Origin of the sequence: Marinobacter sp. LV10MA510-1 (genome assembly GCF_002563885.1) — a bacterium.
Taxonomy (GTDB): Bacteria; Pseudomonadota; Gammaproteobacteria; order Pseudomonadales; family Oleiphilaceae; genus Marinobacter.
Genome location: NZ_PDJA01000001.1, coordinates 1,741,391 through 1,759,343 on the forward strand (window position 1 = coordinate 1,741,391; position 17,953 = coordinate 1,759,343).

At 55.0% G+C, this 17,953-nt stretch carries 14 protein-coding genes; 7 read left to right on the top strand and 7 right to left on the bottom strand.

The annotated features are described in order from the left end of the window. Positions 1 to 21 precede the first annotated feature (21 nt). The 4 genes from ATI45_RS08355 to ATI45_RS08370 form a co-directional block, all read right to left on the bottom strand. Positions 22 to 2,430, bottom strand: coding sequence for a Lon protease family protein (locus tag ATI45_RS08355; protein ID WP_098419083.1), 2,409 nt, complete (start codon positions 2,428 to 2,430; stop codon positions 22 to 24). 116 nt (positions 2,431 to 2,546) lie between these two features. Next, positions 2,547 to 3,077: a flavodoxin family protein gene (locus ATI45_RS08360; RefSeq protein ID WP_098419084.1), complete on the bottom strand. Its 531-nt coding sequence runs from the start codon at positions 3,075 to 3,077 to the stop codon at positions 2,547 to 2,549. A 66-nt stretch (positions 3,078 to 3,143) separates the two neighbouring features. Continuing rightward, complete coding sequence (gene recA, locus ATI45_RS08365) at positions 3,144 to 4,283, bottom strand: recombinase RecA (RefSeq protein ID WP_098419085.1); 1,140 nt, start codon at positions 4,281 to 4,283, stop codon at positions 3,144 to 3,146. 200 nt (positions 4,284 to 4,483) lie between these two features. Continuing rightward, positions 4,484 to 4,987, bottom strand: coding sequence for a CinA family protein (locus ATI45_RS08370; RefSeq protein ID WP_098419086.1), 504 nt, complete (start codon positions 4,985 to 4,987; stop codon positions 4,484 to 4,486). A gap of 91 nt (positions 4,988 to 5,078) precedes the next feature. On the opposite strand from ATI45_RS08370, the gene mutS reads away from it, so the two are divergent. Next, positions 5,079 to 7,706 (top strand): DNA mismatch repair protein MutS, encoded by a 2,628-nt coding sequence (mutS, locus tag ATI45_RS08375; protein ID WP_098419087.1) that lies wholly within the window; start codon positions 5,079 to 5,081, stop codon positions 7,704 to 7,706. 162 nt (positions 7,707 to 7,868) lie between these two features. Beyond that, positions 7,869 to 8,192: a ferredoxin FdxA gene (gene fdxA, locus ATI45_RS08380; protein WP_098419088.1), complete on the top strand. Its 324-nt coding sequence runs from the start codon at positions 7,869 to 7,871 to the stop codon at positions 8,190 to 8,192. Positions 8,193 to 8,388: 196 nt separating this feature from the next. Here the strand turns inward: fdxA and ATI45_RS08385 are convergent, their stop codons facing one another. Continuing rightward, on the bottom strand, positions 8,389 to 9,816 hold the full coding sequence (locus tag ATI45_RS08385; RefSeq protein ID WP_228705985.1) for a solute carrier family 23 protein: 1,428 nt from the start codon (positions 9,814 to 9,816) through the stop codon (positions 8,389 to 8,391). 113 nt (positions 9,817 to 9,929) lie between these two features. Then, positions 9,930 to 11,558, bottom strand: a complete 1,629-nt coding sequence (locus tag ATI45_RS08390) for an acyl-CoA synthetase (protein WP_098419089.1) — start codon at positions 11,556 to 11,558, stop codon at positions 9,930 to 9,932. Positions 11,559 to 11,739: 181 nt separating this feature from the next. Here ATI45_RS08390 and ATI45_RS08395 point away from each other — a divergent pair, with 181 nt between their 5' ends. After that, a complete protein-coding gene (locus tag ATI45_RS08395) occupies positions 11,740 to 13,269 on the top strand; it encodes a sensor histidine kinase (protein WP_098419090.1) in 1,530 nt (509 codons plus the stop codon). Then, complete coding sequence (locus tag ATI45_RS08400; protein ID WP_098419091.1) at positions 13,266 to 13,919, top strand: response regulator transcription factor; 654 nt, start codon at positions 13,266 to 13,268, stop codon at positions 13,917 to 13,919. Before ATI45_RS08395 ends, ATI45_RS08400 begins: the two co-directional genes overlap by 4 nt. Positions 13,920 to 13,934: 15 nt before the next feature. Here the strand turns inward: ATI45_RS08400 and ATI45_RS08405 are convergent, their stop codons facing one another. Then, positions 13,935 to 15,350: a PLP-dependent aminotransferase family protein gene (locus ATI45_RS08405; RefSeq protein WP_098419092.1), complete on the bottom strand. Its 1,416-nt coding sequence runs from the start codon at positions 15,348 to 15,350 to the stop codon at positions 13,935 to 13,937. A 227-nt stretch (positions 15,351 to 15,577) separates the two neighbouring features. On the opposite strand from ATI45_RS08405, the gene ATI45_RS08410 reads away from it, so the two are divergent. Genes ATI45_RS08410 through ATI45_RS08420 form a run of 3 tightly spaced genes read left to right on the top strand, consistent with a single transcriptional unit; the run spans position 15,578 to position 17,940 of the window. Next, entirely contained in the window at positions 15,578 to 15,856 is a 279-nt protein-coding gene (locus tag ATI45_RS08410) for a hypothetical protein (RefSeq protein WP_098419093.1), read from the top strand. Further along, positions 15,853 to 16,662, top strand: a complete 810-nt coding sequence (locus tag ATI45_RS08415) for a PhzF family phenazine biosynthesis protein (protein WP_098419094.1) — start codon at positions 15,853 to 15,855, stop codon at positions 16,660 to 16,662. Before ATI45_RS08410 ends, ATI45_RS08415 begins: the two co-directional genes overlap by 4 nt. 42 nt (positions 16,663 to 16,704) lie before the next feature. Next, entirely contained in the window at positions 16,705 to 17,940 is a 1,236-nt protein-coding gene (locus ATI45_RS08420; protein WP_098419095.1) for an NAD(P)/FAD-dependent oxidoreductase, read from the top strand. Positions 17,941 to 17,953: the final 13 nt, after the last annotated feature.

Below are 17,953 nucleotides of genomic sequence, written 5' to 3' on the forward strand. Positions count from 1 at the left end.
TGTCCGTTTTTATAGTGCTGGTCAGTGAATGGACGGATCTTTGTTATCATCCCGACTATGTTCCTGACGCTCGTGTTCACGCATTTTTTCTAACCGCTGCTGAATAATGCCAAAAACGGTGCCTTTAGGGTACCTGCCTTTGCTATCGGGCGTGCCCGCTGGCGTACCCATCAGCATGGCGACGGCTTCTTCCACGTGGCTGACGGCGTAAACATGAAAGTCGCCGGCTTTTACCGCGGCAACCACTTCGCTGTCTAGCATCAGGTTTTGTACGTTGCTGGCCGGCATAATGACGCCCTGGTTGCCGCTGAGGCCACCCTTAAGCTGACAGGTGGTGAAAAAGCCTTCTATTTTTTCGTTCACCCCGCCAATCGGCTGCACTTCGCCAAACTGGTTAATAGAGCCAGTAATGGCCAGATCCTGCCTGACCGGCAGCTGCGCGATAGACGACACCAGGGCGCACAGCTCTGCTAAAGAGGCACTGTCGCCGTCTACTTCGCCATAATTTTGCTCGAATGTAAGGCTGGCCGACAGGTGCATTGGGTCGTCTACGGCAAACCGCGACGCCAGCCAGGACGTCAGAATCATCACGCCTTTCGAGTGAATGCTGCCGCCCAATTTTACGTCCCGTTCAATATCAATCACGTCGCCATCACCATAATAGCTGCTGGCGGTGATGCGGTTCGACAAACCAAATTCGAAACCACCGGTAGAAAGCACTGAAAGCGCGTTAACCTGGCCAACGCAGGTGCCGCCTGTGGTCACCAAGGTGGTGCCATCGCGGATGGAATCGTAAAAATGGTCGCGAATTCGGCTGTTGCGGTAACGGGCGCTCACCAGAGCACGCTCTACGTGCACATCCTGAATCTGTTTGGCCGCGGCTTGGCGCGCCCAGTAGTCTGACTCGCGCAGCAAATTTGCGATGTCGGCGGCGTGCAACGACAGGCGGTTCTGATGTTCAGCCATGCGGGCACTTTGCTCAATCACTCGCGCCACAGCTTTATGGGTGCAGTGCAGCAGTTTTTTCTCGACCACCAGGCTGGCAATAAACTTGGCGTAGGCCAACTGGCTGTCGTCGTTGCGATACATCTCGTTTTCGAAATCTGCGGTCACGCGGAACAGTTCTGAAAACTCGGGATCGTATTCCTGCAGCAGCATCCAGGTTTCACGGTCACCAAACAGTACGATTTTCACGTCCAGTGGTACCGGTTCGGGCTCAATGGAGATGGTGCCCGACAGGGTCAGCTCGCGCTCCAGGGAGTTAATCTGAATACAGTGGGACTGCAACGCACGCTTTAGGGCGTCCCAGGCGAACGGCTGCTCCAGCACTTTTGTGGCGTCCATCAACAGATAGCCGCCATTGGCGCGGTGCAGGCTGCCTGGGCGAATCAACGAAAAGTCAGTAAACACCGTACCTTTATAAGTAACGTTTTCAACGTAACCGAACAGATTGTGATACGTGGGATTGTCTTCCACTTCCACCGGGATCTCTTTGGTTTTCTGATGTACCAGCAGGTTCACCAGATAGCGCCGCGGCATTTTCTTGTCCAGTGACGCGTAGGCAATGGTGGCCTGCTCGTCATCGTCATCTAGAAAAATCTCCAGATTCTCGGACAGATCTTTACGCACTGCTTCAATAAATCCGGCCACCTCTGGCAGGTCTTTGTAACGTTCTTTCAACTCGTCAATCTGGTGACCGGTAACGCCCTCCAGAGTTTCCTGGTTCAGCGATTGTTGTTTATCCGCGTATTCCTGTTCCCAGTCGGCTAGTTTGCGCAGGGCGCGGCGCAGACGTTTTTCCAGATTATTGACAATCTCTTCGAACTTTTCGCGTTGAGCGTCCGTCAGGGCCTTAAAAGACTCTGCGGTATGAGCTTCATCACCACTCATAGCCACCAGCCGATAACCGCCCGGGGTGCTTATGGTCAAGCTGACCTTTTGACGTTTGGCCTGCTTCGCGACTTTTTCCAGCTCGCCATCCTGAAGTGCGGTGTAATCGCTTTTCAGCTTTTCAGCACGTTCCAAAAAGCCATCACTATCGAAGGTTTGCGGGATCACCTTTACCAACCGGCTCATCAGCTTTTCCATATCGCGCTTCAGCTGTGTGCCCTGCCCGGCCGGCAGCTTTAGCAGCTTTGGCACCCGCGGCTCTTCAAAGTCGGCCACGTAGCACCAATCGTGGGACTGCTGATCGGTATCTTTATGGTGCTCCAGGTACCGCAGCATCATGGTGCGCTTACCCAGGCCATTAATACCGACCGCATACACGTTGTAACCACCGTGGGGCATGGCCAGCGCAAAGCGCACCGCTTCCTGGGCGCGGTTCTGACCCACAATTTCAGCCAGGGGTTCTAACTGACGGGTGCTTTTAAATGGCAAATCTTTCAGAACACAGGCTTTGTAGAGCTGATGCGGAGGCAATGACTTCAAGGTTTAATCCTGTAACAGTCGGAATACAAAGATGACTTACTGCACACGGCGGCAAGTCCAATTGAATAATCGGACCATTGTACATTTTTTAGAGGCGAGGGGCTGTTGCAAGCCGTTTAGATCAGACCGTTATCGAGACTGGCCGCAACGTACAAGCCCAACTCTTCGCACTGCTGTTCAAACTCATCGGCGTAATTGCCACGGCACAGCAGAGGCTCTTGCACCAGTTTCCAGCGCAGGCCGGTGGTGATGCTGTCAATCGCACGGCGGGTGCCAGTGCCGTCATGGCCGGCACGAATATAAAAGGTAAAAGGCAGGCCCTGGGTTTTTTCCAGGCACGGATAATAACAGCGATCGAAAAAATCTTTCAATGCGCCGCTCATGTAACCGAGATTTTCGGTGGTGCCGAGAATAATCGCGTTGCAAGCCAGAACATCGTCGGGGCCGGCATCCAGTGGAGCAAGAACCTTTACCTCAACATTTTCAATATCGCTATGGCTAGCGCCAGCAGCAACTGCGTTGCGTAATTTGAGGGTATTTGGCGATGGAGCGTGGGCAACAATCAATAGTTTTTTGGCGCTGGGTTTTCCGACTTCTGACTGTTCAGAGTCTGAACCTTTAGAGTCTGACTTTTTAGAGTCTGGCATAGCCGGCCTCACTTTTAGTGCTTGTCAGCGCGCTGCAATCAACAGCGCGCTGACAAACTAACGGTCTTACAGTAGTTCGTCGCTGGATTCTGCAGGCGCCACTGCTGCATCCTTTCCTGCATCCTTTCCTGCATTTTTCCCTGCATTTTTCCCTGCATTTTTCCCTGCACCTTTTTCCGCGTCTTTCCCTGCATCTTTTGCCGCGTCTTTTTTCTCCGGCTTGGGCATCAGTTTGTCGCGCACCTTAGCTTCAATTTCTTTCGCCATTTCCAGGTTTTCTTCCAGGAATTTGCAGGCGTTGGCTTTGCCTTGGCCAATTTTGTCACCGTTGTAGGCGTACCAGGCGCCAGCCTTATCTACAAAGCCTTCCTTTACACCCATGTCCACCACTTCGGCCATGCGGTAAATGCCCTTGCCGTACAAAATTTGGAATTCGGCCTGGCGGAACGGCGGTGCCACTTTGTTTTTAACCACTTTCACCCGGGTTTCGTTACCGGTGACTTCGTCGCCGTCTTTCACTGCGCCAATGCGGCGGATATCCAGACGCACAGAGGCATAGAATTTCAACGCGTTGCCGCCGGTAGTAGTTTCGGGGCTGCCAAACATCACGCCTATTTTCATGCGGATCTGGTTGATGAAAATCAGCAGGACGTTGGCATTCTTGACGTTGCCATTCAGTTTGCGCAGAGCCTGTGACATCAGGCGGGCCTGAAGACCAACATGAGAGTCACCCATTTCGCCTTCAATTTCAGCTTTTGGCGTCAATGCGGCAACGGAGTCCACGACGATGACATCCACCGCGTTGGAGCGCACCAGCATGTCGCAGATTTCTAACGCCTGCTCACCGGTGTCGGGCTGGGAAACAAGCAGCTCATCAACGTTTACGCCCAGCTTTTCAGCATATTGAGGATCAAGGGCGTGCTCAGCATCAACAAAAGCACACGTTTTGCCCTGCTTCTGGGCTTCCGCAATAACCTGCAACGTCAGCGTAGTTTTACCAGAGCTTTCAGGGCCGTAGATTTCACAAACCCGGCCGTAAGGTAGGCCACCAATGCCAAGAGCAACGTCCAGACCAAGAGAGCCGGTAGAAACGGACGGGATTGCCTCACGGGGGTGGTCGCCCATCTTCATGATGGCGCCTTTACCAAACTGGCGTTCAATCTGGGTTAGAGCGGCGGATAAAGCTTTCTTGCGGTTGTCTTCCATAGGTACGAACCTTCTTCAAAATGGTACGTTAGAATAATATGCTGAATAGTGGGCTGATAGGGTGCGCCGGTAATATGATGCGCTAATCTAAACTTGGGAACTGGCTGCCCCGGAAAATAACTGTATATTTAACCAGCATTAAACCACATTAGACAAAGCAGACCAACCCTTGTGTGGGGGATTTTTTTAGCCATTGTGGGTTAGATATCACTCAACAAGAACCGGCGCACACTTTCAATCGCAAAGATCACAGCCTGGCGCCGCACCTGGTCGCGATCGCCGTCAAAATGCTTCAAACCGGTGCTGATATTTTCGGCGTTGCCCCAGGCGAACCACACCGTACCTACCGGCTTGGCCTCGCTGCCACCGCCCGGCCCGGCAACGCCACTGATTGAAACGGCGACGCTTGCACCCGACACTCGCAGCGCTCCGGAGACCATCTGCCGTACCACCGGCTCGCTCACCGCGCCGTATTCCGCCAGGGTCTGTTCATTAACACCCAGCAAAGCGTGTTTAGCATGGTTGCTGTAGGTAACCAGCCCACCCGTGACGTAGGCCGAGGAGCCAGCCTGGCCGGTCATGGCCTTAGCCACCCAGCCGCCGGTGCAGCTTTCTGCAGTCACCAGCATGGCGCTGGCGCGGGTTAATACGCTACCCAGTTCTGCCGCCTGCTGGCGGATGTATTCATCAGTGATATCAGGCATGGTGACCTCATTTATAATCCACGTTTCATCCTGCGGTGTAATTTTCTACAATCCACCGCCAGTTCCCCAAAACAGCCATCGCGGATGTCCCATGTCAGCAGCGCACACCGAAAGCCCTAAAATTACCCCAATGATGCAGCAATACCTGAAAATAAAGGGCCAGCATCCCAACGAGCTGGTGTTCTACCGCATGGGGGATTTTTACGAGCTGTTTTATGACGACGCCAAAAAAGCCTCGGAGCTGATGGATATTACCCTGACCGCCCGTGGCCAATCAGGGGGCAATCCAATTCCCATGGCGGGCATTCCGTACCACGCGTCTGAGGGTTACATTGCCCGCCTGGTGCGCGCAGGTCAATCCATTGCGATTTGCGAGCAGATTGGTGATCCGGCCACCAGCAAAGGCCCGGTTGATCGCCAGGTGGTGCGCATTGTTACTCCCGGCACGCTTAGCGACGACGCCTACCTGGAAGACCGCCGTGACAACCTGCTGGTGGCGATTTATCACCATAAGCAGCACTTCGGTTTTTCTTCTTTGGATATTTCCAGCGGCCGCTTCGCGGTTTCAGAGCTTAATAGCACCGAAGCCTTGCAAGGCGAGCTGCAACGGCTGCGCCCGGCGGAAATATTGATCAGCGAAGACTTTCCTTTTACCGATTTGCTGGAAGGTTTTACCGGCATTCGTCGCCAGGGGCCCTGGCTGTTCGAACCTGATACCGCGCGACGGGTAATTACTCAGCAATTGCAGGTGCGCGACCTGACCGGTTTTGGCTGTGAAGATATGCACTTGGCCGTGTGCGCCGCCGGCTGCCTGCTGCAATACGCGCGGGAAACCCAGCGCACCGCCCTGCCCCACATTCGCAAACTCAGCCGCGAGCGACGCGAAGACGCGGTCATTCTGGACGCGGCCAGCCGCCGCAACCTGGAAATTGACACCAACCTGATGGGCGGCACCCAGTACACCCTGGCCTGGGTGATGGACCGCACCGCCACTGCCATGGGCGGGCGCCAGCTGCGGCGCTGGTTGAACCGTCCGCTACGCGATGTGGCGGTGGTACGCCAGCGCCAGCAGGCGGTCAGTGCGCTATTGAAAAATTTTGACTATGAGCCGATTCACGACCAGCTAAAAACCATCGGCGATATAGAACGCATTCTGGCGCGCGTGGCGCTGCGTTCGGCGCGGCCCCGTGACCTGGCACGGCTGCGGGATGCGTTCGCCGTGTTGCCCGATTTGCAAAAATCCATGGCTGCGGTTGATTCCACCCACGTCGGCGAGCTGGCCACCAATATCGGCGAATATCCGCAGTTAGCGGATTTGTTGGGCCGGGCCATCATTGATAACCCGCCGGTGGTGATACGCGAAGGCGGAGTGATTGCAGACGGGTTTGACGCCGAACTGGACGACATGCGCAACATCAGCGAAAACGCCGGCCAATATCTGTTGGACGTGGAAACCCGGGAAAAACAGCGTACCGGCATCAGCACTTTAAAAGTGGGCTACAACCGGGTACACGGCTATTACATTGAAATCAGTCGTTTGCAGTCAGCCCAGGCACCCGCGGATTACATTCGCCGGCAAACCCTGAAAAACGCCGAGCGTTTTATTACCCCGGAACTAAAAGAGTTTGAAGACAAGGCCCTAAGCGCCAAAAGTCGTGCCCTGGCCCGGGAAAAAGCCCTGTGGGATGAGGTTTTGGAGACGGTTGCGGCAGAACTTGCACCGCTGCAAGATGCCGCTCAGGCGCTGGCCGAGCTGGACGTGCTAAGCAACTTCGCCGAGCGCGCCACCAGCCTGCGCCTGTGTGCCCCGCAGTTCAGCGATGAACCCGGCCTGCAGATTGAAGAAGGCCGGCACCCGGTGGTCGAGCAGCTATTAGACGATCCGTTCGTGCCTAACAATTTGCTGATAGACGCCAAACGCCGCATGCTGATGATTACCGGCCCCAACATGGGCGGTAAATCCACTTATATGCGCCAGGTGGCGCTGATTGCTTTGCTGGCTTATACCGGCAGCTTTGTGCCGGCTAACAGCGCGGTGCTTGGGCCGGTCGACCGCATATTCACCCGCATGGGATCGTCTGACGACATAGCCGGCGGGCGCTCCACCTTTATGGTGGAGATGACCGAAACCGCCAACATTCTGCACAACGCCACCGAACACAGCCTGGTGCTGATGGATGAAGTGGGCCGTGGTACCAGCACCTTTGATGGCTTGTCATTGGCCTGGGCCACGGCCGAGCATTTGGCGCGGAACATTCTGTGTTACACGCTGTTTGCCACCCATTATTTTGAACTAACCCAGCTCGCAGATGAACTGGAACATGCCGTTAACGTGCACCTGACCGCCACCGAGCACGATGACAGCATTGTGTTTCTGCACAACGTGCACGAAGGCCCCGCCAGCCAGAGCTACGGCTTGCAGGTGGCCAAACTGGCCGGCGTGCCGGTGGAGGTTATCCGCAATGCCAAAGCCCAACTGGCGAATCTGGAAGGCGCCAATGCAACGCCCGATGCAAAACGCTCAACCACCGGGTTACCGCAAAAAGTGACGCGGCGGGCGACGGCTATTGCGGATTCAACTGCATTTCAGGGGGATATGTTCGCCAAACTGGAACCCAGCGCGCTGGAGCTGGCAGTGGGCGCACTCGACCTGGATGACATGACCCCTCGCCAAGCGTTGGAGCAGCTGTATCAGCTGAAACAGCAACTTGAAAAGTAATGGCAAAAAAGTGCGTATAAATTGACCTGGGTATAACGTTATAGAAGACGGATGCTTGCGACCGGAGTAGTGGCTCCCTACAATATCGCGCATAAAACTATAATCTAGGGAGCCCGCGTTTCAAGCTCCTGTGAGACAGACCAGCCAACCAGGAATATGAACATGGCGTTTATCGTTACTGATAACTGCATCAAGTGTAAACACACCGACTGTGTGGAAGTCTGCCCTGTAGATTGCTTCTACGAAGGTCCGAATTTTTTGGTTATTGATCCTGACGAGTGCATCGACTGCGCCCTGTGCGAGCCCGAATGCCCGGTTGAGGCTATTTTCTCGGAAGACGAGCTGCCTGCCGACCAGAAAGTGTTTATCGAACTGAACGCAGATCTGGCCGGAAAATGGCCTAATATCACAGAGAAAAAAGAGGCGTTGCCTGACGCTGCAGAGTGGGACGGCGTGCCCGACAAGCTTCAGTATCTGGAGAAGTAACACTTCTACCTCATCCGAAAGCAGATACGCGCAAGATAGAAACCATCAGCGCGATAGAAAACAGCCGGCTAACCGCCGGCTTTTTTTTGCCTGACAATCGCGTTTTTCCAGACACAAAAAAGGGAGGCACCAGGGCCTCCCAAGGACACACATCGTTTTGCCGCCGGGGCCTTGTGACCCCGGTCAGCAGGGTTCTTTAGCTTTGGTTTTTGATACTTTGGTCTTTCATGCTTTGACTTGTCGTTTCCGGCTTGATGATTACGTCATCGGCCCCCGGGGAATCCGGATCCGGAGTGAAGCCCAACAGTTTTGTGCGCTCAATCAGGAAGTAGAGCACCGCACCGGTGGCCAGGCCCCAGCCCGCGCCGTACACCGCAAGTACAACACCCATGGTGCCGGCAATGCCGCGTTCGGTGTTGTTCTCCAGCTGTTCCAGGCCCACCATCAAACAGATGTAACCGGTCAGCAGCAAGGTCAGCGAGAGCGCGATGGGCAGCACCGGCTGGAAGAAGCTCACCAGTGGCAGTATGAATATCGCGATAAAGCCGGTAATCCAGAAGGTGCCGCCGCCGCTGTAGATGGAATCCATCGCGTTGCGGCCATACTTGTAGCGCTCGGCCATGGTCGCGGTCACAGCGGTCCAGATCGGGCCGGCCAAACCGGGGTAAGGTGCGAAGAAAGCGTGGCCACCGTTACGGATAGCGGTTACCAGGTGCACCCGGTCGATGCTGTTGTCGATGTCTTCATCGCGACGCAGATGGTCAACACGGTTCATCAGCGATTGGCCCACAATAATGTCGCCAAAGGCAATGATGTAGGCAATGACGGCCGTTGGGATGGCGTATAGGAATACGCTGGGCTCTGGGAAACCAACGCTGAACGGCAGGTAGTTCCACAGCTCACCAAAGGCGGGTGCAGTGATGCCCCACTTTACTTCTGGCACCGCGTATTCACCGGTGGCAAAGCCCACCAGAATCGCCACAATCATGCCCGGCACCATGCCATAGTTGGCAATTTTGCGCGCAAAAGAGTTGGTTTCAACAAAACCCTTAAAGGACACCGAGAACATCAGGTACAGACACACCAGACCGCCAACAATCAGCGAAATAGGTGTGGCTGCCAGACGGCCACCGGCTTCAATTTCGCCCATCAGCGCAGCAATACCGGCACCGATGATAATCCCGCCTTTCATAGAGCGTGGAATAAATTCCACCAGCTTGCTGCCCAAGCGGGTAACGCCCAGAATAAGGAAGATAATGAAGACCAAAAACTGCAGAGCAAACATTGCCTGAATGGCTTCCGGGCCGGGCTCGTAATCGCTCAGAAACAGCAGCACTACCGGAATACCCGGTGTGATCCAGCCCGGAACCAGGGGTACGCCCAAAAGCGCCGGCAGCATAAAACCGATACCGCAGATAACCACATAAGCCAGGGCCACGTCGTAGGGCACGCCCAAGTAAGTTTCAAGCAGTGGAATCATGGCCAGAGTAACCACGAACATAATCAGCGCCTGCGCCATTTCCGCAAATTCCCAGCGGTAATGCACAAACGGCAGGCGAATCTTGAAGGGGCCCGCCGGCCAGTACGGTTGTTCTTCGCCGTTCTTGCGATGGAACATTTGCATCTTGAGTTTTCTCCGAATACCCGGCGAACCGGGTGTTAGTGTTGTTTTTGTGTAAGTTCTTAAGAGAGCTCTTGTGTGAGCTCTTGGATGTGTCCCTGCAAGGCGCTTTCCAGCTACTTGATTTCCTTAGCCTGATCGCGCAGCAAAAATTTCTGGATTTTACCGGTCGAGGTTTTTGGCAAGTCCGAAAACACAACGGTTTTTGGAACCTTGAAGCGAGCCATGTGCTTGCGGCAGAAGTCGATCATTTCTACTTCGGTCACGTTGCCGGCTTCAGGCTTCAGAGTGACGAAAGCGCAGGGTGTTTCGCCCCACTTTTCATCCGGGCGGGCAACAACGGCTGCTTCCTGAACCGCCGGGTGTCGGTAAAGAACGTCTTCAATTTCAATGGTGGAAATGTTCTCGCCGCCGGAAATAATGATGTCTTTCAGGCGATCCTTGATTTCCATGTAACCGTCTTCGTGCCAAACCGCCAGATCGCCGGTGTGGAACCAACCGCCGCGGAACGCTTCTTCGGTGGCTTTCGGGTTCTTCAGGTAACCCTTCATCACGGTGTTACCGCGCAGAAAGATTTCACCAATGGTTTTGCCGTCTTTTGGCGTCGGCTTCATGGTGCCCGGGTCTGCAATCATGGTGCCGCCCAGGGTGTGGTAACGAACGCCCTGGCGGGATTTGATGGCGGCACGCTCTTCCAGCGGAAGATCGTTCCAACGATCTTTCCAGGCACAGACGGTCACCGGGCCGTATACTTCCGTCAAGCCGTAGGTGTGGGTCAACGCGATGCCCATCTCTTCAACCGCGCCAATTACTTGGGCGGGAGGCGGAGCACCGGCAACCATGGCCTTCACAACGTGATCAATACCTGCCTTGGATGCAGGTGGCACGTTCAACAAGGCGTTCAGCACAATAGGGGCGCCGCACATGTGGGTGACGCGGTGCTCACGGATTAGCTGCAGAATTTTTTCCGGATCAACCCGGCGCAGGCACACGTGGGTGCCGGCCATAGCGGTGATGGTCCAGGGAAAACACCAGCCGTTGCAGTGGAACATCGGCAGGGTCCACAGGTACACCGGATGCATGGCCATAGACCATACCGCGGTGTTGCCCAGTGAATTCAGGTAAGCCCCGCGGTGGTGATACACCACACCTTTGGGGTTGCCGGTGGTGCCAGAGGTGTAGTTCAGGGAAATGGCGTCCCATTCATCAGTCGGCATATCCCACTGGTACTCGGGGTCGCCTTCTTGCAAAAAGGCTTCGTAATCCAGATCACTGACTTTAACGCCTTCGCCGTATTCGGGATCGTCTACATCAATGATCAGTGGCTTTTTATCCAGGCGGCTAACGGCGTCCAGAATCACTTCGCCAAATTCGCGATCAACCAGGATCACTTTGGCTTCTGCGTGCTCAATCATGAAGGCAATCACTTCGGCATCCAGCCGAACGTTCAGGGCGTTCATGACGGCGCCGGTCATGGGCACGCCAAAATGACACTCGACCATGGCTGGAATATTGGGCAGCATGACGGCGACGGTATCGCCTTTTTTAATCCCGCGGCCGACCAGCGCCGACGCCAGGCGCAAACTGCGCTCATGGGTCTCGGCCCAGGTGCGGCGAATGGCACCGTGAATAATCGCCGGATAATCGGGATAAACACTGGCGGTACGAGTAATAAAATCGATAGGCGTCTGAACGGCGTAATTGGCTTCAACGGGCGCAAGGCCCTGATCGTAGATCGAGGTCATTCTGTGTGGTCCTATAGGTAGGCATAACGCTGTTTTGCTTGGTATATTCTGACGAATCACCAAATTAGTTATAATTTACAGCTGAACAAATAGTATTAAATAGAAGTCTTACTATAAATTGCACCAACGTATTATAGTAAAAATACTATAAAATTGACCGAATATCGAAGATTTCCTTGCCATGAACGCAAATTGCTTTGACTTATCAATGGGCTTTGCCGCAACCGATCCGCAACCACTGCTGATTGTTGACCACAAAAGCCGCACGCTGAGTATGAATCCGGCCATGAAAAACCTGGTCGAAGCGGTTGACGATTCGCCCAATGGGGCTGACCATTCCGGCGCGATGGCCGATCCTCGACGTTTTTTGCCCGTGAACGTGGAAGAACTGGTGCGAGCCTGCCTGAATCAACAACGCCCTGTGGACAACGCAGAGGCGCGTTACAAGGGCCAAATTTACCTTTGGGCGCTGGTTCCTGACGTTGCTCAAAATCAGGTATTGTTGAAGGGTCGGGATGCAACCCGGGAGCTGGAACTGCAAGAGCAGGCGGTGCGCTCCAACCGCTTGTACCGGCTGATTACCGAGAACACCACCGACCTGATTTCCCGCCACGCGCCGGATGGCCGTTTTATTGACGCTACGCCGGCGTCTTGGCGGCTGCTGGGCTACTGGCCGGAAGACCTGCGCGGGCGCCTGCTGGAAGACCTGTTTCCCAGTGGCCAGCCACAAAAGCACCTGATAGAAGCCCGCAACCGGCTGAGCGAAGACGGCTACGCCATTGTGACCGCGCAAATTGTGCACCGCGACGGCACCCCACGCTGGTTTGAAATTGCCAGCCGTGCCATTCGCGAAACCTACACAGGCGCGGTGGTGGAAGTGATCAGCGTATCGCGGGACATCAGCGCGCGGATGGCGTCGGAAAAAAACAACCGCCGCCTGGCGGACGAACTGGCCCACGCCGCACGGCTGGCCACGCTGGGTGAACTGGCCAGCAGTATCGCCCACGAAATGAATCAGCCGCTGGCCTCTATTGTGAATTTTGCCAGCGCCAGCCAGCGCTTTCTGAAAACCGCAGACACCCAGCCGGCCAACCTGACCCGGGTAGGCGACGGCCTGACAAAGGTTATTCACCACGCCAATCGCGCCTCGGAAGTGATTCGCCGGCTGCGGGCTTTTTTGCGCAAAGGCCGCAAACGTTCAGAGCTGCTGGCCCTGAACCGGGTGGCCAGCAACGTTGCCCTTCTATGCCAGTGGGAGGCAGACAAGCACCGGGTATCGGTGGTTTGCCGACTGCCAGAAACCAGCCCTACGCTGACCGCCGACCCGGTGCTGATAGAGCAGGTACTCATCAATCTGGTGCGTAACGCCATCGAAGCCAATGTAGAGGCCCGCGTTGATAACAGCTCTGCATCGACCATCATCATGACCATTAGAGTGAACGACCTGGGCGAAACCCTGGTCGAAGTGGCCGATCAAGGGCCGGGCCTGAACGCCGATGGCATCCGCCAGATGTTTCAGCCGTTTTACACCAGCAAGCCTGATGGCCTGGGGCTAGGGTTGTCCATGAGCCGTTCTATTGTTGAAGGTTTCGGCGGTTTTCTGGATGCTTACCCGGCGCCAACCGGCGGTTTGACGCTGGTTTGTCGGTTTCCACCACCGGCCTGTCAAAAATCTATTATAAGTCCACGGGAGACACCCAATTGCCAATGACTGACCAGCCCACAGCCCAGACCACCTTCGTTTATATAGTCGACGACGACGCCGGCATGCTGGAGTCTACCCAATGGCTTCTGGAATCCGTGGGCCTGGCCGTGGAAGCCTACAGCGACGGTCGCAAATTTCTGGATTCTATGACCCCACAAAGCAACGGCTGCGTTGTGCTTGATGTTCGCATGCCCGGACTAGGCGGCCTGAACGTGCAGGAAGAACTGCAAAAGCGTGGGTTGGCGCTGCCCATTATCTTTGTATCTGGCCACGCCGATGTGCCCATTGTGGTGCGCGCGTTCAAATCCGGCGCCTTTGATTTTATTGAGAAGCCCTTTAACGAACAGCTACTGCTAGACAGCGTGCAGCAGGCACTGCAGGAGCGCCAACAGACCCGCCATCAACAGCAGGGCAGCAGCCAGACCACAGCATTGCTGGACACCCTCACCCGTCGCGAGCGCGATGTGTTCTTACCGTTAGCAAAAGGCTACACCAGCCGTGAAATTGCTGAACAGTTGGGGGTGGGCGTAAAAACCATCGACCTTTATCGGGCGCGGGTGATGAGACGGCTGGGGGCAGACAGGCTGCCAGACGTCACCGGCATCGCCCTTTCTGCGGGTTTGGTGGATGCGCTGGATTTGCGCAACAAACGCTAACTGGCAATATGATCGCTAAATCGACCGCGCCTGTACTTCGTGGGCAAGCGCGCCAAGCCTTACAACAGCCTGGTCGATTCGGTCACTCCATGGGTTGCCACAGTTTATTCGCAGGCAAGATTCAAACTTGTTTGAAATAGAGAACATCAAGCCCGGTGCAACATTGATGTTTTCTGCCCTGGCAAGCTGATAAACCAGTGTGCCGGAAACTCCAGCAGGTAGTTGAACCCAAAGCACAAAGCCGCCTTGGGGCCGGCTTATGGCTGTACCTTCGGGAAATGATCGAGCAACCGCTGTACGCATTCGTTCCGTAGCTTGGCGATAGTTCTGTCGCGCGGAACGCAGATAACGATCATAACCGCCCTGTTCAAGAAAATGCGCAACGGCCATTTGTGGGATGGAAGACGTCGCCAGATTCGAGAAATATTTGTGTTGCCTGGCGCTCGCCATATAACGCCCGGGCAACATCCAGCCCACTCTCAATCCCGGCGAAATGGTTTTTGATACGGAGCTGCAATAAATTACATTACCTGTGTGGTCAAAGGCCTTCGCGGGTTTCGGTCTTTCGCCAGAATGGTACAAGTCGCCATAAATGTCATCTTCAATCAACGGTACGCCCGCAACGGCAAGCATTGAAACCAGCTGTTGTTTGCGCTCATCCGACATTCTGGCGCCCATTGGATTGCTGTGATTACACACCACCACACACGCTTTGACAGGCCACTGTTCCAGGGCCAACTCCAAACCCTCAAGACTGAGGCCTTCCGCGGTATGAGTGGGGATCTCCAGCGCTCTCAGCCCAACAACTTCTAGCGCTTGAAGAATTCCGGGAAACGACGGTGACTCAACCGCGACGATGTCTCCGGGTTGGGTCACCGCCCTAAGACCAAGAATGATTGCTTCCTGCGCTCCGTTGGTGACGAGCACATCCTCAGGGGTGATCGGCACGCCTATCGTCGCCATACGCTGAGCGATTTGTCGGCGTAATGGTTCCTTGCCGGGAAAAGCATATTCCAGTGTTTCAATGCCACGTCGCGCCGCCCAGAGCGCGCTTTGCTGAATCTGGCGAAAGGGCAGAAAATCCGCATGAGGAATGGCCCCAGAAAGAGGCACCATGCGTTTTTGCTCGTCAGCGCACAATTCCAGGGTCATTTCCCGTGCATTAACAGGAACGGGACGGCTCCGATCGGTTTGCATGACGGGTTCCGGAGCATCCCGCAGCGGCAAGCGTGCAAAGTAGCCGCTGCGCTCGCGAGCCTGAACATAACCGCGGGCCTCAAGCGTCTGGTGCGCGTGCAATATCGTCGAAACGCTGACGCCAAACTGCCGGCTTAGTGCCCTGACACCGGGCAGCCGATCGCCATCCCGAAAGACCCCATCCTGAACCTGAGCCTGAAGCCTGTCTGCTACCTCGTTATAAAGAGCGCCCATCCTGTTTGCCTCGTTAAACCAAAAAGATTATAGCCTTTAAGCAGACTTTGGCTTTATTTCAACAGACCGGCGGCAAAACGGAACATCACAGATGCCACTGAAAAATTGCAGTACAGAAAACTAAAAATACAATCTGTACCGGTTCAAAACCAGATTATCTGATTCTGTTTTGGAATTTGGTATGGGCGGAAAATGGCAATACCGTAACGAGAAGAAGGAGTTTGATCATGGGTATAACCAACAATCCCGCGTTCAGCGCCAGTCGGAATAACCTTTTTGGTTTCAGGCCGCCATCTGTGAAACTTGCCGCAAAACATCCTGATCAAACCCGTAAGGATTTGGCAGCACTAGGTCTATCTGTTTGCCAGTGCGATTCAAAACACTGGACGGTAACGCATCGCGCTACCCTGCCCGAGCTGCACTTTTACAGTGAGTGGGAATTAACGCAGTTTGCCAACCACAAGGCACACCAATACGCCAATCAACCATCAACGGAGAACACATGAAAAGCTATCCCATTTATCAGGTAGACGCGTTTACCAGCGAAATTTTCAAAGGTAACCCAGCCGCGGTCATGCCCTTAAAGGCATGGCTTCCCGACGGGGTTCTTCAGGCCCTTGCCGCCGAGAACAACCTGTCAGAAACGGCCTTTTTTGTTCCCGAGCCAGAGGCTAGTGAAGCAGACTTCCATATTCGCTGGTTCACGCCAGAAATCGAAGTTCCTCTGTGCGGTCACGCTACACTGGCAAGCGCCTGGGTTATTTTCAACAAACTGGATTGGACTTCAGACCGGATTCGCCTGCGCTCCAAAAGCGGTCCGCTTGGCGTGCACAAGCAATCCGACGGTTGGCTGGTTTTGGATTTCCCAAATCTTGCGGTTACCGAACAATCTACACCCAGCATCATACTTGAAGCTTTGGCGGATGCGCCGACTACGATTTTTTACGTCGCCAAAGACACCAACTACATGCTGGTGTTAGAAAACGAAGCTGCGGTAAAAGCAGCACAACCCGACATGCAGAAAATTAAACAGCTTAAGAGCTTGGGCTTGATAGTCACCGCGCCCGGAACTGATTCGGACTTTGTTAGCCGTTACTTTGTGCCGTGCGCCGGTATTAACGAAGACCCTGTGACCGGCTCTATACACAGTGCGCTGGTGCCGTATTGGGCAGAGAAATTGGGCAAGAAAGTTCTGGAAGCGCGTCAGCTTTCTGCACGTGGTGGTTTGCTGCGCTGCGAATTGAAGGGAGAACGGGTAGCCATTGCCGGCCAAGCGGCGTTTTACATGGAAGGCACCGTATACCTTCAATAGGGCTGGTATACTCTGTGCCCACATTTTTAGCGGCAGACGGTAATGACAACGCTTTCCAGTAACCAGAACGCCAACAATCAGCACGCTAATGACCATCGCGGCAGCCATTACGATGTCATCATCGTCGGCGCCGGCGCGGCGGGGCTGATGTGTGCGGCAACCGCTGGTTATCGAGGGCGTAAGGTACTGGTGCTGGACCACGCCAACAAGGCCGGTAAGAAAATTTTGATGAGCGGCGGCGGGCGCTGTAATTTCACCAACCTGAACAGCACCACCACGAACTTTTTGTCTGACAATCCCCATTACTGTATTTCGGCGCTGAAACGTTACACCCCCAGGCATTTTCTGGATCTGGTGGAGCGGCACGGCGTGGAGTACGAAGAGAAGGCAGCGGGCCAGCTATTCTGTCAGCACAGCGCCAAAGACATTCTGAACATGCTGCTGACCGAATGTGAATGGGCCGGCGCTGAAGTACGCCTGAAAACCGGCGTTACGGAAGTGGCCAGAACGCCCAAGGGTTATCGACTGACAGCAGGCGGACAGGCGTTGACCTGCGAATCTTTGGTGGTCGCTTGCGGCGGGCTGTCTATTCCCACCCTGGGCGCTTCGGGCTTTGGTTATGACCTTGCTCGCCAATTCGGGCTGGAAGTACTACCCACTCGCGCAGGACTAGTGCCTTTTACTCTGCACCCAGAATTGAAAATGACCCTGGCGCCGCTGGCCGGCATCAGCTGCCCGGTAAGCGCGGAGTGCAATCATGAACAGTTCCAGGAACCGATGCTGGTTACTCACCGCGGTTTGAGCGGCCCCAGCATGCTGCAGATTTCCAGCTTCTGGCAGCCCGGTGACGAACTGCACATCAACCTGCTACCGCTGCAGCAGGTTGAGCAGGATTTGCTCAGCCTGCGCAAGCTCAAACCGCAAAGCACGCTCGAACACTATCTAAACGCGCACCTGCCAAAGCGCTTCGCGCAAGCCTTCAACGAGCTGCAGCGCTGGGCCGGTCCGCTTCAAAGCTACCGCAACCCGGATATCGAACACATCAGCCGCACGCTGCAGCAGTGGACTATAAAGCCCGCAGGCACCGAAGGCTATCGCACTGCGGAAGTGACCCTGGGCGGCGTAGATACCCGCCAGCTGTCCTCTAAAACCATGGCGGTTCTGGAACAGCCGGATTTGTACTTTATTGGTGAAGTGGTAGACGTAACCGGCCACTTGGGTGGCCATAACTTTCAGTGGGCCTGGGCATCGGGGGTGGCGGCCGGGCAGGCGGCGTGAGTTTGGGAGCCAG

What these genes read in the sequence shown, in the direction of transcription:
- ATI45_RS08410 (WP_098419093.1), top strand. Translation starts at nt 15,578, where the DNA reads ATGGGTATAACCAACAATCCCGCGTTCAGCGCCAGTCGGAATAACCTT.
- fdxA (WP_098419088.1), top strand. Translation starts at nt 7,869, where the DNA reads ATGGCGTTTATCGTTACTGATAACTGCATCAAGTGTAAACACACCGAC.
- ATI45_RS08400 (WP_098419091.1), top strand. Translation starts at nt 13,266, where the DNA reads ATGACTGACCAGCCCACAGCCCAGACCACCTTCGTTTATATAGTCGAC.
- ATI45_RS08415 (WP_098419094.1), top strand. Translation starts at nt 15,853, where the DNA reads ATGAAAAGCTATCCCATTTATCAGGTAGACGCGTTTACCAGCGAAATT.
- ATI45_RS08405 (WP_098419092.1), bottom strand. Translation starts at nt 15,350, where the DNA reads ATGGGCGCTCTTTATAACGAGGTAGCAGACAGGCTTCAGGCTCAGGTT.
- ATI45_RS08420 (WP_098419095.1), top strand. Translation starts at nt 16,705, where the DNA reads ATGACAACGCTTTCCAGTAACCAGAACGCCAACAATCAGCACGCTAAT.
- recA (WP_098419085.1), bottom strand. Translation starts at nt 4,283, where the DNA reads ATGGAAGACAACCGCAAGAAAGCTTTATCCGCCGCTCTAACCCAGATT.
- ATI45_RS08390 (WP_098419089.1), bottom strand. Translation starts at nt 11,558, where the DNA reads ATGACCTCGATCTACGATCAGGGCCTTGCGCCCGTTGAAGCCAATTAC.
- ATI45_RS08385 (WP_228705985.1), bottom strand. Translation starts at nt 9,816, where the DNA reads ATGCAAATGTTCCATCGCAAGAACGGCGAAGAACAACCGTACTGGCCG.
- mutS (WP_098419087.1), top strand. Translation starts at nt 5,079, where the DNA reads ATGTCAGCAGCGCACACCGAAAGCCCTAAAATTACCCCAATGATGCAG.
- ATI45_RS08360 (WP_098419084.1), bottom strand. Translation starts at nt 3,077, where the DNA reads ATGCCAGACTCTAAAAAGTCAGACTCTAAAGGTTCAGACTCTGAACAG.
- ATI45_RS08370 (WP_098419086.1), bottom strand. Translation starts at nt 4,987, where the DNA reads ATGCCTGATATCACTGATGAATACATCCGCCAGCAGGCGGCAGAACTG.
- ATI45_RS08395 (WP_098419090.1), top strand. Translation starts at nt 11,740, where the DNA reads ATGAACGCAAATTGCTTTGACTTATCAATGGGCTTTGCCGCAACCGAT.